The organism is Klenkia terrae (assembly GCF_900491935.1).
GTDB lineage: Bacteria > Actinomycetota > Actinomycetes > Mycobacteriales > Geodermatophilaceae > Klenkia > Klenkia terrae.
Map to the genome: position 1 here is coordinate 1,488,695 of NZ_UEXK01000004.1, position 14,365 is coordinate 1,503,059.

11 protein-coding genes are annotated in these 14,365 nt (G+C 73.7%); 7 read left to right on the forward strand and 4 right to left on the reverse strand.

From position 1 onward, the window contains the following. Positions 1–51: 51 nt before the first annotated feature. Entirely contained in the window at positions 52–3,990 is a 3,939-nt protein-coding gene (gene hrpA / locus LFA75_RS07755) for an ATP-dependent RNA helicase HrpA (protein WP_225233072.1), read from the reverse strand. 226 nt (positions 3,991–4,216) lie between these two features. Between hrpA and LFA75_RS07760 the strand changes: the two genes are divergently transcribed. The 4 genes from LFA75_RS07760 (at position 4,217) to LFA75_RS07775 (ending at position 9,511) form a co-directional block, all read left to right on the forward strand. After that, positions 4,217–4,750, forward strand: coding sequence for a MarR family winged helix-turn-helix transcriptional regulator (locus LFA75_RS07760; protein WP_225233073.1), 534 nt, complete (start codon positions 4,217–4,219; stop codon positions 4,748–4,750). Continuing rightward, positions 4,747–6,705, forward strand: a complete 1,959-nt coding sequence (locus LFA75_RS07765) for an MDR family MFS transporter (RefSeq protein ID WP_225233074.1) — start codon at positions 4,747–4,749, stop codon at positions 6,703–6,705. Before LFA75_RS07760 ends, LFA75_RS07765 begins: the two co-directional genes overlap by 4 nt. 87 nt (positions 6,706–6,792) lie before the next feature. Beyond that, entirely contained in the window at positions 6,793–7,698 is a 906-nt protein-coding gene (locus tag LFA75_RS07770) for an alpha/beta fold hydrolase (protein ID WP_225233075.1), read from the forward strand. A gap of 22 nt (positions 7,699–7,720) precedes the next feature. After that, a complete protein-coding gene (locus LFA75_RS07775) occupies positions 7,721–9,511 on the forward strand; it encodes an acyl-CoA dehydrogenase (protein ID WP_225233076.1) in 1,791 nt (596 codons plus the stop codon). A gap of 1 nt (position 9,512) precedes the next feature. On the opposite strand, the gene LFA75_RS07780 is transcribed toward LFA75_RS07775, so the two are convergent. Then, the gene (locus LFA75_RS07780) at positions 9,513–9,662 is read right to left on the reverse strand and encodes a hypothetical protein (protein WP_225233077.1); all 150 of its coding nucleotides are present in this window, start codon (positions 9,660–9,662) and stop codon (positions 9,513–9,515) included. A 216-nt stretch (positions 9,663–9,878) separates the two neighbouring features. On the opposite strand from LFA75_RS07780, the gene LFA75_RS07785 reads away from it, so the two are divergent. Beyond that, complete coding sequence (locus LFA75_RS07785; protein ID WP_225233078.1) at positions 9,879–11,351, forward strand: MFS transporter; 1,473 nt, start codon at positions 9,879–9,881, stop codon at positions 11,349–11,351. A gap of 6 nt (positions 11,352–11,357) precedes the next feature. Here the strand turns inward: LFA75_RS07785 and LFA75_RS07790 are convergent, their stop codons facing one another. Continuing rightward, positions 11,358–11,708 (reverse strand): winged helix-turn-helix transcriptional regulator, encoded by a 351-nt coding sequence (locus LFA75_RS07790; protein WP_225233079.1) that lies wholly within the window; start codon positions 11,706–11,708, stop codon positions 11,358–11,360. 79 nt (positions 11,709–11,787) lie between these two features. Here LFA75_RS07790 and LFA75_RS07795 point away from each other — a divergent pair, with 79 nt between their 5' ends. Both LFA75_RS07795 and LFA75_RS07800 read left to right on the forward strand, forming a co-directional pair. After that, positions 11,788–12,441: an FMN-dependent NADH-azoreductase gene (locus LFA75_RS07795; protein ID WP_225233080.1), complete on the forward strand. Its 654-nt coding sequence runs from the start codon at positions 11,788–11,790 to the stop codon at positions 12,439–12,441. Positions 12,442–12,563: 122 nt separating this feature from the next. Further along, positions 12,564–13,586: a YihY/virulence factor BrkB family protein gene (locus tag LFA75_RS07800; RefSeq protein WP_225233081.1), complete on the forward strand. Its 1,023-nt coding sequence runs from the start codon at positions 12,564–12,566 to the stop codon at positions 13,584–13,586. Between the two features lie 3 nt (positions 13,587–13,589). On the opposite strand, the gene LFA75_RS07805 is transcribed toward LFA75_RS07800, so the two are convergent. Then, complete coding sequence (locus LFA75_RS07805; RefSeq protein WP_225233082.1) at positions 13,590–14,333, reverse strand: enoyl-CoA hydratase/isomerase family protein; 744 nt, start codon at positions 14,331–14,333, stop codon at positions 13,590–13,592. Positions 14,334–14,365: the final 32 nt, after the last annotated feature.

Genomic DNA, 14,365 nt, shown 5'->3' on the forward strand with positions numbered 1-14,365 from the left:
GGACGGTCCCGTGTGCCGTCCCCGAAGTCGGGCGATCACAAACAGTCCCGGTCAGCCGAGGGCGTCGATCGCCTTGTGGATGCGCTGCTCGCTGATGGAGCGGGGTGTGCCCACCGACGGTGCGAACAGCGACACCCGCAGCTCCTCCACCATCCACCGGATCCGGGCGACCGGGTCGTCGGGCCCGCCGACCGAGGGCACCCGGGTGCGCAGCCGGCGGTACTCGTCGGCGGCCGCCTCCACCTGGGCCTGCCAGACCGCGTCCCGCCCGGCGTTGGCCGGCAGCTTCTCCAGCCGCACGGCCATCGCCGCCAGGTACCGGACGGCGTCGCGCAGCCGCCGGTGGCCGAGGGTGGCCACGAAGCCACGGTGCAGCAGCCCGGTCATCTGCGCCCGCAGGTCGGCCACCACCGCGGCCGGCACGCCGCGACCCGGTGCCGCACCGATCGCGATCGCGGTCTCGCGCGCCTGGGTCAGCACGGCCTCGACCCGGCGCACGGTCTCGGCGGTGAGCGTGTGCAGCTGGGTCCGCGAGGCCTCCACCAGCGCGGCGAACGCCTCCGATGTCCGCGGCGGACCGCCGTGCAGCGCGATCAGCTCGTCGGCCGACGCGTCCACGCAGTCGGCCACCAGCGCGGGGATCTCGCCGTCGGGGTTGAACTGCAGCGCCAACCGGGTGCGCGGCTGCAGGGACTTGACCACCTTGGTCGCCGGCGACCCGACGGCCAGCAGCAGCATCCGGCGGGCGCCCAGCCAGGTCAGCCGGGAGGCCTCGGCCGCGGTCGGCACCACCCGGACGCCGACCGTGGCGCCCTCGTCGACCAGCGCCGGGTACGCCGTCACCAGGTGGCCCTGCCGGTCGACCTGCACGGTCTCGGGCAGCGTGCCCAGCGTCCACGAGGTCAGCCCGGTGCGGGACACGTCGGCCGACGCCCGGGCCAGCGACCTCCGGGACTCCCCGGCCACCTGGCGACGCAGCGCCGCCAGGTCCTTGCCGGTGGCCAGCGGCCGGTCCCGGTCGTCGAGCACCCGGAACGTGGCCCGCAGGTGGTCGGGCACGCTGTCCGGCGCCCACGCGTCGTGCGGCACCTGCACCGCCACCGCGCGGCGGATCTCCCGCTCCAGCGCCGGCAGCAGCGGCTCGGTGGGCTCGACGTGCGGCAGCACCTCGCGCACCCGGTCCGGGATGGGCACCAGTCCGCGGCGCAGCTGCTTGGGCAGCCCGCGCAGCAGCGCGGTCACCAGCTCCTCGCGCTGGCCGGGCACCGTCCAGGCCAGCGAGGCGCCCGAGGTCTGCTCGGCCACGGTGTCCAGCACGCCGAGCGGGACGTCGACGGTGACGCCGTCCTCGGCCGCACCCGGGTCGAAGGCGTAGCTCAGCGGCAGCACCAGGCCCTGGGTCAGGTGCACCTCGTCGGGGAAGTCGCCGGCCGCGACCTGCTCGGCGACCGCGGCGTCGGTGACCATCGCCGGGGTGAAGTCCAGCAGGTGCGGGTGCTGGCGGCGGGCCTGCTTCCACCAGGTGTCGAAGTGCCGGGCGCTGACCACCTCGGCGCCGACCCGGGCGTCGTACAGCTCGAACACCGTCTCGTCGTCGACCCGCAGGTCGCGCCGGCGGGCCCGCTCCTCCAGCTCGGTGACCTGGGAGATCACCGCCTGGTTGTGCGCCCAGAACCGGTGGTTGGTCTGCCACTCCCCCTGCACCAGCGCGTGCCGGATGAACAGCTCCCGGCTCACGACGGGGTCGATCGAGCCGTACTGCACCCGGCGGCCGACCACCAGCGGGATCCCGTAGAGCGTGACCCCCTCGGTGGCGACGACGGAACCGCGCTTGGCGTCCCACCGCGGCTCGCTGTACTGCCGCTTGACCAGGTGGTCGGCCAGCTTCTCGATGGTCTCCGGGTCGACCCGGGCCACCCGGCGGGCGAAGAGCCGGCTGGTCTCGACCAGCTCCCCGGCGACCACCCACCGCGGCGGCCTGCGGGTCAGCACCGACCCGGGCGCGATGACGAACCTCGCGCCGCGGGCACCCAGGTACTCCCGGGAGCCCCGCCGCTTGTCCCCGGGCGAGGCGTCCTTCCCCAGGTCCTGCTGCAGCCCCACCTGGGACAGCAGCCCGGACAGCAGCGCGGTGTGCACCCCGCGCTCGTCGGGCTCGGCGGCCAGCTCGCCGGTGGTCATGCCCAGCCGGCGGGCGGTGCCGCGCAGCTGGCCGTGCAGGTCCTGCCACTCCCGGATCCGCAGCCAGTGCAGGTACTCGCGCTTGACGGTCCGGCGGAACTGGTTGCCCGACAGCTCGGCCTGCTTCTCGCCGAGGTAGCGCCACAGGTTGAGGATCGAGGTGAAGTCGGAGTCCTCGGCGGCGAAGCGGGCGTGGCTCTGGTCGGCGGCGGCCTGCGCGTCGGCGGGCCGCTCGCGCACGTCCTGCACGGTGAGCCCGGCGGCGATGACCAGCACCTCCTCCAGCACCCCGCGCCGGTCGGCCTCCACGACCATCCGGGCCAACCGCGGGTCCAGCGGCAGCGCGGCCAGCGCCCGCCCGGTCTCGGTCAGCTTCCCCTCGGGCGTCAGCGCGCCGAGCTCCTCCAGCAGCGCGATGCCGTCGGCGACCGAGCGGCGGTCCGGCGGGTCGAGGAACGGGAAGTCCTCGACCTCGCCCAGGCCCAGCGAGGCCATCTGCAGCAGCACCGAGGCCAGGTTGGTGCGCAGGATCTCCGGGTCGGTGAACTCCGGGCGGCCCTCGAAGTCCTCCTGCGAGTACAGCCGGATGGCGATGCCGTCCGAGGTGCGCCCGCAGCGGCCCGAGCGCTGCCGGGCCGAGGCCTGGCTGATCGCCTCGATCGGCAGCCGCTGCACCTTGGTGCGATGGCTGTAGCGGCTGATCCGCGCCGTCCCGGGGTCCACCACGTAGCGGATGCCGGGCACGGTCAGCGACGTCTCGGCCACGTTGGTGGCCAGCACGATCCGCCGTCCGGTGTGCGCCTGGAAGACCTTGTGCTGGTCGGCCGCGGACAGCCGCGAGTAGAGCGGCAGGATCTCGGTGCTGCCCAGGGCCGCCTCGCCGAGGGCGTCGGCGGTGTCCCGGATGTCCCGCTCGCCGGCCAGGAACACCAGCACGTCGCCCGGCCCCTCGGCCACGAGCTCGCGGCAGGCGTCGACGATCGCCGTCGTCTGGTCCCGGTCGGGGTCTGCCTCGGGGTCGTCGGGGTCCACGACCGGCCGGTAGCGGACCTCGACGGGGAAGGTCCGGCCCGAGACCTCGACGACGGGTGCGTCGCCGAAGTGCTTGGCGATCCGGTCGACGTCGATCGTCGCTGACGTGATGATGATCTTCAGGTCGGGACGGCGGGGCAGCAGCTGGGCCAGGTAGCCGAGCAGGAAGTCGATGTTCAGCGACCGCTCGTGCGCCTCGTCGACGATGATCGTGTCGTACTGGCGCAGCAGCCGGTCGCGCTGCACCTCGGCCAGCAGCACGCCGTCGGTCATCAGCTTGACCAGGCTGGTGTCGCTCACCTGGTCGGTGAAGCGCACCTTGTAGCCGACCACCTCGCCCAGCGAGGAACCCAGCTCCTCGGCGATCCGCTCGGCCACGGTGCGGGCGGCGATCCGGCGCGGCTGGGTGTGCCCGATCCGGCCACGCACGCCGCGGCCGAGCTCCAGCAGGATCTTGGGCAGCTGGGTGGTCTTGCCCGACCCGGTCTCGCCGGCGACCACGACGACCTGGGCGTCGCGGATCGCATCGGCGATGTCGTCCTTGCGCTGGCTGACCGGCAGCTGCTCGGGGTAGGTGACCACCGGGACGGCGGCCGCGCGCGCCGCGATCCGGGCCTCGGCGCGGACGACGTCGGCGGCGATCTGCTCGTGCTTGCGGGCGCGGGCCGCCGGGTCGCGCACCCCGCGGAGCTGGTCCAGACGGCGGCGCAGCCGGTGCTCGTCCTCGAGGGTCAGCGCGGGCAGCCGGGACCGCAGCTCGTCGTGCTCGGTGCTCACGGCGGTGCCGTCGTCCTCTCGTGCGGGGATCGCGACCCGCCGGTACCGGGGTCGCTCCCCCAGGGTCCCACCCGCCGGCCACCCGGTCGTCCCGGTTGCGCCGCGCAACGGGTTGCGCACATCACATCAACATGCACCCTGCAACTGATTGCATGTACCGCGCAACGAGTTGTATCGTCCAACCGTTCCGCCACCGCGGAGCCGTACCTCCCTCCCCGAGGACCGCATGACCGACTCCCTCACCATGGCGCCCTGCCAGGTGCACGACGCGGGTGCCCACGCACTGTCCGACGAGGTGTCCCGCCTCATGCGCGTGGTGCACGCCCTGAAGACCACCATCGCCGGCCAGGACGACGCCGCCCGCGAGCGCGCCGCGCACGTGCTGCTCTTCCCGCTGGTCCGCTACGGCCCGCAGCGGCAGAGCGCGCTGGCCGAGATGGTGCACGCCGACCCCTCCACCGTCAGCCGGCACGTCGCGCTGCTCGTCGAGCGCGGCCTCGTCCGGCGCGTCGCCGACGCCACCGACGGCCGGGCCAGCAACCTCGTCGTCACCGACGCCGGCGAGGCCGTGACCGCCACGATGCGCGCCGAGCGCGAAGCCCTCTTCGACCGGGTCACCAACGACTGGACCGCCGAGGAGCTGGGCACCTTCACCAGCCACCTGCACCGGTTCGTCGACGACCTCACCGCCGTCCTCCCCGAGCTGACCACGATCGCCCAGCCCGATCCCTCCCTCCCCACCCCCGAGAAGGACCGATGACCCAGACCACCGACCGCGCAGGCGCGGCAGCCGACAAGCGCGACGCCCGCGCGGCCGCCGCGGCACCGGACGCCTCCGGGGCCTTCACCCACCGGCAGATCATGACCATCCTGGTCGGCCTGCTGCTGGGCATGTTCCTGGCCGCACTGGACCAGACCGTGGTCTCCACGGCCATCCGGACCATCGCCGACGACCTGCAGGGCTACGACCTGCAGGCCTGGGCGACGACCGCCTTCCTCATCACCTCGACGATCGCCACGCCGCTCTACGGCAAGCTGAGCGACATGTACGGCCGCCGGCCGTTCTTCATCTTCGCGATCAGCGTCTTCGTCGTCGGGTCGTTCCTCTGCGGCATCTCGACCTCGATGTACGAGCTCGCCGCGTTCCGCGCCCTGCAGGGCATCGGCGCCGGTGGCCTGATGTCGCTGGCGCTGACGATCATCGCCGACATCGTGCCGCCCCGGCAGCGCGCCAAGTACCAGGGCTACTTCATGGCCGTCTTCGGCACCTCCTCGGTGCTGGGCCCGGTCATCGGCGGCTTCCTCGCCGGTCAGGACTCGATCCTGGGCCTCGCCGGCTGGCGCTGGATCTTCTGGGTCAACGTCCCGCTGGGCGCCATCGCGCTGGCCGTCGTCTTCAAGAACCTGCACCTGCCCGTGCGCAGCAACCGGCACAAGATCGACTGGCCGGGTGCGCTGGGCCTGATCGTCTTCCTGGTCCCGCTGCTGATCGTCGCCGAGCAGGGCCGCACCTGGGGCTGGACCGACCCGAAGGCCCTGATCGCCTACGTCGTCGGCGCCCTGGGCTTCGTCTGGTTCTTCCTCGCCGAGCGCTCCTACGGCGACGACGCCCTGCTGCCCATCCGGATGTTCAAGAACCGCACCTTCACGATCAGCGCGCTGTCCTCGATCGTGCTGGGCGCCGGCATGTTCGGCGGCATCCTGCTGCTCCCGCAGTACCTGCAGATCGTGCACGGCTCCAGCCCGACCGTGGCCGGCCTGCAGATGATCCCGCTGGTCGGCGGCATCATGCTCGGCTCGATCTCGGCCGGCCAGATCATCGCCCGCACCGGCAAGTACCGGCTGTTCCCCATGGTCGGCGTCGTGCTCATGGTGATCGCGCTGGTGAGCCTGTCGTTCATCGTCGACTCCGACACCTCGGTGTGGTCGCTGGTGCCGTTCATGGTCCTGCTGGGCGTCGGCCTGGGCTGGAACTTCCAGCCGATCATCCTGGCCGTGCAGAACGCCGTCAGCCCCCGCGAGATCGGCGTGGCCACCTCCTCGGTGACCTTCTTCCGCCAGATGGGCGGGACCCTGGGCACCGCGGCGTTCCTGTCGGTGCTGTTCTCCGCGCTGGGCGACAAGGTGCCGGCGGCCTACGCCCAGGCACAGGGCACCGAGGCCTTCCAGGCCGCGGCGGCCGCGAACCCGGACCAGGCGGCGCAGCTGCAGGGTGCGGGCACGGACCTGGCCGACACGTCGATCTTCCAGCGCATCGACGCGACGCTGGCGGCCCCGTTCAAGGACGGGTTCTCCAGCTCCATCGACCTGGTGTTCCTCATCGCCGCGGGCGTCGTCGCCCTGGGCTTCCTGGTCCTGGTCTTCCTGCCCCAGCTCGAGCTGCGCACCACCTCGGGCATGCAGGGCCAGGCCGAGGGCGAGGGTTCCGCGGACGCCGCCACCCGGTCGGCCAACGCCGCCGGCGCCGCGGCACCCACCTCGGCCGCCGCCACGGGCGCTCCCTCCCAGGACGGCGCCCCGACCGCGGACCCCGCGCAGGACACGGACACGCTGACCGACACCGGTCGGCACGCCCGGGTGGCCGACCAGCCGCTGGGCCGGCACGAGGACACCGCCGCGGCCGACCACGGCAAGCACGAGGGGGACGGCGACACCCCGACCGGCCTGGCCAGCATCCCGGCCGACCACCTGCCCGGTGACCGCCGCGACAGCTGATCGACCAGCACCGCACCGAGGCCCCCGACCGCACCCCGCGGCCGGGGGCCTCGTGCGTGCACGGGCCCGGAGGGGCAGGGTGGGCGCATGGCCACCGACCCGCTGTTCCCCGGCTCCGCCGTCGTGCACACCGACGTGGAGCACGAGCACGGCGGGACGACGGTGCACGCGGTCACCTTGGGCGAGGGGCCGCCGCTCCTGCTGCTGCACGGCTACCCGCAGACCCACGTCATGTGGTCCTCGGTCGCCCCGGACCTGGCCCGCGACCACACCCTGGTGGTCCCGGACCTGCGCGGCTACGGCGACTCCGGCAAGCCCGCCGACGGCGAGGGCCACGCCGGGCACTCCTTCCGCGCGATGGCCGCCGACGTCGCCGCGCTGATGCGGGAGCTGGGCCACGAGCGCTACGCCGTGGTGGGCCACGACCGCGGCGCCCGGGTCACCCATCGGCTGGCCCTGGACCACGCGGGTGCCGTCGAGCGGGCCGCCGTCCTCGACGTGCTGCCGACCACCCACGTCTACGGCCACGTCGACCGCCGGCTGGCCACCGCCTACTACCACTGGTTCTTCTACCTGCAGCCCGAGCCGGTGCCCGAGCGGCTGATCGCCGGCGACCCGGTCGGCTACCTGCACAGCCTGCTCGGCGGCTGGGGCAGCGCGGCGCTGGACGCCTACTCCCCGGCCCAGCCCGCCGAGTACGAACGCTGCTTCGCCGACCCCGCCACCCGGCACGCCATGCTCGAGGACTACCGGGCCGGCGCCTCGGTCGACCTGGAGCACGACGAGGCCGACGCCGCCGCCGGGCGCCGGGTCACCTGCCCGCTGCTGGTGCTGTGGGGGTCGAAGGGCGTCGTCGGCACCGGCCCGGACGACGTCCTGGCGGTCTGGCGGGAGCGCGCCGACGACGTGACCGGCCAGGCCGTCGACGCCGGGCACTTCCTGGTCGACGAGCGCCCGGCCGAGACCGTGGCCGCCCTGCGCGCCTTCCTCTGACGCCCGGCCTACCGTGGCGGGCGTGGCCGACTCCCTGATCCTGTCCCGTCGCGACCTGGACTTCCTGCTGCACGAGTGGCTGCAGGTGGAGACCCTGACGGAGCGGGAGCGGTTCGCCGGGCACGACCGGGAGACCTTCGACGCCGTCCTGGACCTGGCCGCCGAGATCGCCACGGAGCACTTCGCGCCGCACAACCGCAAGGCCGACGAGAACGAGCCGCACGTCGTCGACGGCAAGGTGGTGTTGATCCCCGAGGTGGCCGCGGCGCTCAAGGTGTTCGGCGAGGCCGGGCTGGCCGCGGGCACGCTGCCCGAGGAGCTCGGCGGCATGCAGCTGCCCCAGGTGGTCAGCAAGGCCGCCACCGCGTGGTTCCAGGCGGCCAACGTGGGCAGTTCGGCCTACCCGTTCCTCACCATGGCCAACGCCCACCTGCTGCTCGCCCACGGCAGCCAGGAGCAGATCGACACCTACGTCCGGCCGATGGCCGAGGGCCGCTGGTTCGGCACGATGGCGCTGTCCGAGCCGCAGGCGGGCTCCTCGCTGGCCGACATCACCACCAAGGCCGTGCCCCAGGACGACGGCACCTACCGGCTCACCGGCACCAAGATGTGGATCTCCGGCGGGGACCACGAGCTCAGCGAGAACATCGTCCACCTGGTGCTGGCCAAGGTCCCGGGCGGACCGGCCGGGGTGAAGGGCATCTCGCTGTTCGTCGTCCCGAAGTTCCTGCCCGAGGGGGACGGCCTGGGCGAGCGCAACGACGTCGTGCTGGCCGGCCTGAACCACAAGATGGGCTACCGCGGGACGACGAACACCCTGCTGAACTTCGGCGAGGGCGTGCACACCCCCGGTGGCGCCCCCGGTGCAGTCGGCTGGCTGGTCGGCAGCGAGAACCGCGGCCTGGCGGCCATGTTCCACATGATGAACGAGGCCCGGGTCGGCGTCGGCCTGGGCGCGACGGCGCTGGGCTACACCGGCTACCTGCACGCCGTGGAGTACGCCCGCACCCGCACGCAGGGCCGCCCGCCGGCGGGCAAGGACCCGGCCGCTCCCCCGGTGCCGATCGTCGAGCACAGCGACGTGCGCCGGATGCTGCTGGCCGCCAAGAGCTACGTCGAGGGCGGCCTGGCGTTGGGCCTCTACTGCGCCAAGCTGGTGGACGAGGAGACGACCGCCGACACCGAGGACGCGCGGGCCCGGGCGCACACGCTGCTCGAGGTGCTCACCCCGATCGCCAAGAGCTGGCCGTCCCAGTGGGGGCTGGTCGCCAACGACCTGGCCATCCAGGTGCACGGCGGCTACGGCTACACCCGCGACTTCCCGGTCGAGCAGTTCTACCGGGACAACCGGCTCAACCCCATCCACGAGGGCACCGTCGGCATCCAGGGCCTGGACCTGCTCGGCCGCAAGGTGGTGGCCGGCGGCGGCGAGGGGCTGCGGGTGCTGGCCGAGACCATCACCGCGACGACGGCCCGGGCGGCCGGCACCGAGTGGGCGGGGTTCGCCGCGGAGGTCGACGCCGCGGTGACCCGGGTGGGCGAGGTGACGGCGGCGCTCTGGGCGGCCGGCGACCCCGACGTCACCCTCGCCAACGCGACGGTCTACCTGGAGGCCGTGGGGCACGTCGTCGTGGCCTGGCTCTGGCTGGAGCAGGTGCTGGCCGCGGGTGACGCGACCGGTGACTTCTACGCCGGCAAGCGCGCCGCGGCGCGGTACTTCCAGCGGTACGAGCTGCCCCGCACGGGGCCGCAGCTGGACCTGCTGGCCAGCCTGGACCGGACGACGCTGGAGGCGCAGCCCGGCTGGTTCTGAGCTAGGCCGAGACCGGGGCCGAGGCGGGCTCGGCGGCGTGCCGGGCCCGGGGGGCGGAGGCGGTGCGCTTCTCGGCCTCGTAGCGGGAGGTCGAGTGGGTCCCCATCATGATCACCACTCCGGTCAGCAGCAGGAACCCCACGAGGGTCACGAGCGGCCACAACACCATCGGGTCTGTCTCCCCATCCTGTCGAACAAGCACCAGCAGTCACCGGCGCGACGTCCGAAACCGTCCTGCCCGCATCTTCGGCATCTGAACCCCGTTCCTGCAGGAACCCAGGTGAACGTTGGGTAACGCTCCTCACGGCCCGCGCGGTCGTGGTCTGATGCAACCGTCTCCGTCGTCGACCCACCCCCAGGAGGACCCGTGCGCACCCGCACCCCCGCGGCCGGGCTGCTGGTGCTCACGCTGGCACTCGCCGTCACCACGCTGTCCCTGCTGCAGTCCCTCGTCGTCCCGATGCTGCCGGTCATCGCCGAGCAGCTGGGGGTGGGCGCCGGCGCCGCCGGGTGGGTGCTGACGGCGAACCTGCTGGCCGCGGCGGTGCTCACCCCGGTGATCGGCCGGCTGGGCGACACGCTCGGCGAGCGCCGGGTCGTGCTCGGCGTCCTCGTCGTCATCAGCGTCGGCACGCTGCTGGCCGTCCTGACCACCTCGCTGCCGCTGCTGCTGGTCGCCCGGGTGCTGCAGGGGGCCTCCTACGGGCTGTTCCCGCTGTCCATCTCGATCCTGCGCCGCGAGCTGCCCGCCGCCCGGCTGACCGTGGCCATGTCGATCGTGTCGAGCACGCTGGCCGTCGGCGGCGTCATCGGCCTGGTGGTCACCGGCCTGCTCACCTCCGACGGCGGGGACTACCACCGCCCGTTCTGGCTGGGGCTGGGCATCGCCCTGGTGGCCCTCGCGCTGGCCGCCTGGGCCCTGCCCGACCGGCCGGCCAGCGCCACCGGCGGCGTCGACTGGTGGGGCGCCGTCGTCCTCGGGGCCGGGCTCGTGCTGCTCCTGCTGCCGCTGTCCCAGGGCCACACCTGGGGCTGGGGCTCCCCCGGCACCATCGGCTGCCTGGTCGGCGCGGTCGTCGTGCTGGCCGGCTGGGTCGTGCTGCAGCGCCGCCGGACCCACCCGCTCGTGCGCCCGCAGCTGCTCACCGACCGGCGGATGCTGGTGCCCAACATCGCCGGGCTGATGACCGGGTTCGGGCTGTTCGCCTCCTTCCTCGCGGTCACCCAGTTCGTCCAGGTGCCGGCCGCCGCGGGTTACGGGTTCGGGGCGTCGACGCTCGAGGCGGCCGTGGTCTACCTGCTGCCCGGCGGCGTCGCGGGCATCGTGCTGGCCCCGTTCGCCGGGCAGGTGGTCGCCCGGATCGGCGGGTTGACCACGCTGCTGATCGGCGCCGGGTCCGGGCTGGTCGGGTTCACCCTGTTCGCCACCGCGCGGGCCACGCCCTGGGTGGTCGTGCTGGTCGGCCTGCTCACCCAGCTCGCGGTCACCGTGGCCTTCGCCGCGCTGCCGGCCCTGGTCGTGCAGGCCGTGGAGCCGGCGGAGACCGGCGTGGCCAACGGGGTCAACTCGATCACCCGCTCGGTGGGCAGCGCCCTGGCCAGCGCGCTGATCATCACCGTGGTCGCCGGGTCGGCCGACGCCACCGGGTTGCCCAGCAGCGGGTCCTTCACCGTGGTGGCGATCCTCGGCGGCGGCAGCGCGCTGGTCACCGCAGCCGCGGCGCTGTGGGGCCGGGCCGGCGAGCGGCGCGCCGGGGGACGGCGACCCGATGAGCTCGAGGACGTCGAGCGGGCCACCGCGTGCGCCGGGGAGTGGTCCCCGGTCAGCGGGATCCGCTGAGGCGGGTCAGCCCGCCGACGGGCAGCGCGGGGGCAGGTTCTGCGCCGCCCACCCGGCCAGCTGGTCCAGCACCGGGGTCAACGAGCTGCCCGTCGCGGTGAGCGCGTAGGTCACCCCGACCGGAGGGCCCTCGTCCACCGTGCGCTGCACCAGACCGGCCGTCGCCAGCTCGGAGAGCCGGTCGGACAGCACCGAGTCGCTGATGCCGCCCACCGCCCGGCGCAGCTCGCTGAACGTGGCGGGGCCGCCGCTGAGCACCCCCAGCACCATGCCGTTCCAGCGCTTGCCCAGGAAGCCGAACGCGTGCGCCAGCGCCGCGTCGCAGGCGCGGGGCTCGTGCTGCACGTCGTCGACCACGGGTGGAGCGTACTCGTGCTAGCTTCTGCGGCGTCGCTCTGTTTTTCCTAGCGACCTCTACGAACCTAGCGAGGTAGCCATGTCCCTGTTCCGCCTGGACGCCAGCATCCGCACCGAGGGCTCCGCCAGCCGCGCCATCGCCGACATCGTGGAGGCGAAGTGGCAGGCCGGGAACGCCGACGCCCCCGTCACCCGCCGGCACGTGGGCACCGAGCCGCTCCCGGCCGACGCCTGGGGCGCCGCGGTCGCCGGCTCCTACCTGCCGGCCGACCAGCGCACCCCTGAGCAGGCCGGGGCCCTCGCCCTGGCTGCCACGCTGACCGACGAGCTGGTCGACGCCGAGGCACTGCTGCTCGCCGTCCCGCTGTACAACTTCGGCGTCTCCCAGCACGTGAAGACCTGGGTCGACCTGGTCATCACCGACCCCCGCATGGGCCCGCGGGCCGAGCCCGCACTGGCCGGCAAGCCCGCCGTCCTGGTGACCGTGCACGGCGGCAACTACAGCGCCGGCACCCCGCGCGAGGACTGGGACCACGCCACCGGCTGGCTGCGCCGCATCCTGGCCGACGTCTGGCAGCTCGACCTCACCGTGGTCACCCGGGAGTTCACCCTGGTCGGGGTCAACCCGGCGCTGGACGACTTCACCGAGATGGCCGCCGAGCTCAAGGAGGCCGCCGAGGTCGAGGCCGCCGAGCACGGCCGCCGGCTGACCTCGGTCCGCCAGGCGGCCTGACCGGTCCCGGCGGGGGCTGCGTCCCCCGCCGGACCGGTCCGTGGTTCCCGGGCGCACGGGCGGGGCACGGCGGCATGGACGGGGAAGCAGACCACCGCCCACACCGACCGCCCGGAGCACCGATGTCCAGCAGCGCACACACCGGCCGACCCCGCACCGCCGACCCGGCCCCCGGCGACGAGCAGATCTCCGCCGGCGGCCGGGCCGACCACGCCCCGACCGGCGCACCGGGGAAGGCCACCACCGGTGGCACCTTCCGCCGGCTGCTCAGCGAGACCAGCGAGGACAACCTCACCGACTGGGCCGCCTCGCTCACCTACTACTTCGTGCTGGCGATGTTCCCGGCGCTGATCGCGCTGGTCTCGATCGTCGGGCTGGTGTTCGACCCGCAGCAGGTCACCGACGCGCTGACCCAGGTGCTGAACCAGGTGGCGCCCGGGACCGCGGCGGACACCTTCAGCGGGGTCATCGAGCAGGTCGCCGGCAGCACGTCGACCGCCGGCATCGGCCTGGTCGTCGGCCTGGCCGGGGCGCTGTGGTCGGCCTCGGGCTACGTCGGGGCGTTCACCCGCGCGGCCAACGTCATCTGGGAGACGCCCGAGGGACGGAAGTTCTACGTCCTCAAGCCGCTGCAGCTGCTGATCACCCTGATCGGCATCCTCTTCGTGGTGCTCATCGCGCTGTCGGTGGTGGCGACCGGCCCGCTCACCGACGCCATCGGCAACGCCCTGGGCCTGGGCAGCACCGCGACCACGGTCTGGGACATCGCCAAGTGGCCGGTGATGGTGGTCATCGTCGCGATCATGATCGCCGTCCTGTACTGGTCGACGCCCAACGTCCGGCTGCGCGGCTTCCGCTGGGTCTCCCCGGGTGCGGCGTTCGCGCTGGTCGTCTGGATCGTCGCTTCGGCGCTGTTCGCCTTCTACGTGGCCAACTTCGGCAGCTACAACAAGACCTACGGCGCGCTGGCCGGCGTCGTGGTCTTCCTGGTCTGGCTGTGGATCACCAACCTGGTCCTGCTGATCGGCCTGGAGCTCGACGCCGAGCGCGAGCGGACCATCGAGCTGCGCGAGGGCGTGCCCCGCGCGGACAAGGAGATCCAGCTCGACGCCCGCGCGGAGCCCGAGGAGCAGAAGACGACCTGAGGGTCAGCCCTGTTCGGCGGACCGGCGCATCGACCACATCTGCGCCGGCCGCTCGAACTGGGTGGCGATCTCCCAGCTGACGTGCGGCGGGCCGGTCTCCTTGCGGAAGTTGCCGACGGCGACCCGGGCCAGTGCGGGGTCGGCGGCGACCCGGGCGGCCAGCTCCCGCGCGCGGGGCTCGACGTCCTCGGCCGGCAGCGCGGCCCAGGCCAGGCCGAGCTCGGCCGCCCGCGCACCGCTGACCTCCTCGCCGAACAGCGCCATCGCGGCGGCGGCCTCGCGCCCGACCAGCCGGGACAGCAGCACGAAGTGACCGCCACCGGGGTGCAGCCCGCGCTTGAGGAACCCGCAGATCAGCCGGGCGTCGGTGGCCACGACCCGCAGGTCCGCGGCCAGCAGCATGTTCATCCCGGCACCCACGGCGGACCCCCGGACCGCGGCCACGGTCGGGACGGCGACCTGGCCCAGCCGGTAGAACGAGTCGTAGATCGCGCCCATGCCGTCCCAGGCGGCCTCGGCGGCGGGGTCCTGGCCGGCGTCCAGCAGGGTCTGCACGTCGCCGCCGGCGCAGAAGCTCTTGCCGACCGCGGTCAGCACCAGCGCGCCGACGTCGGACCGGCCGTCGACCTCGTCCAGCACCGCGATGAACTCCGCGGCCATCGCCGGGGTCAGGGCGTTGCGCCGGTCGGGCGCGTTGAGGGTGACCACGGCGACGCCGTCGGCGACCTCGAGCAGGACCTCGGGCACTCGTACCTCCACGGGACAGGGCCCCGGCAGCT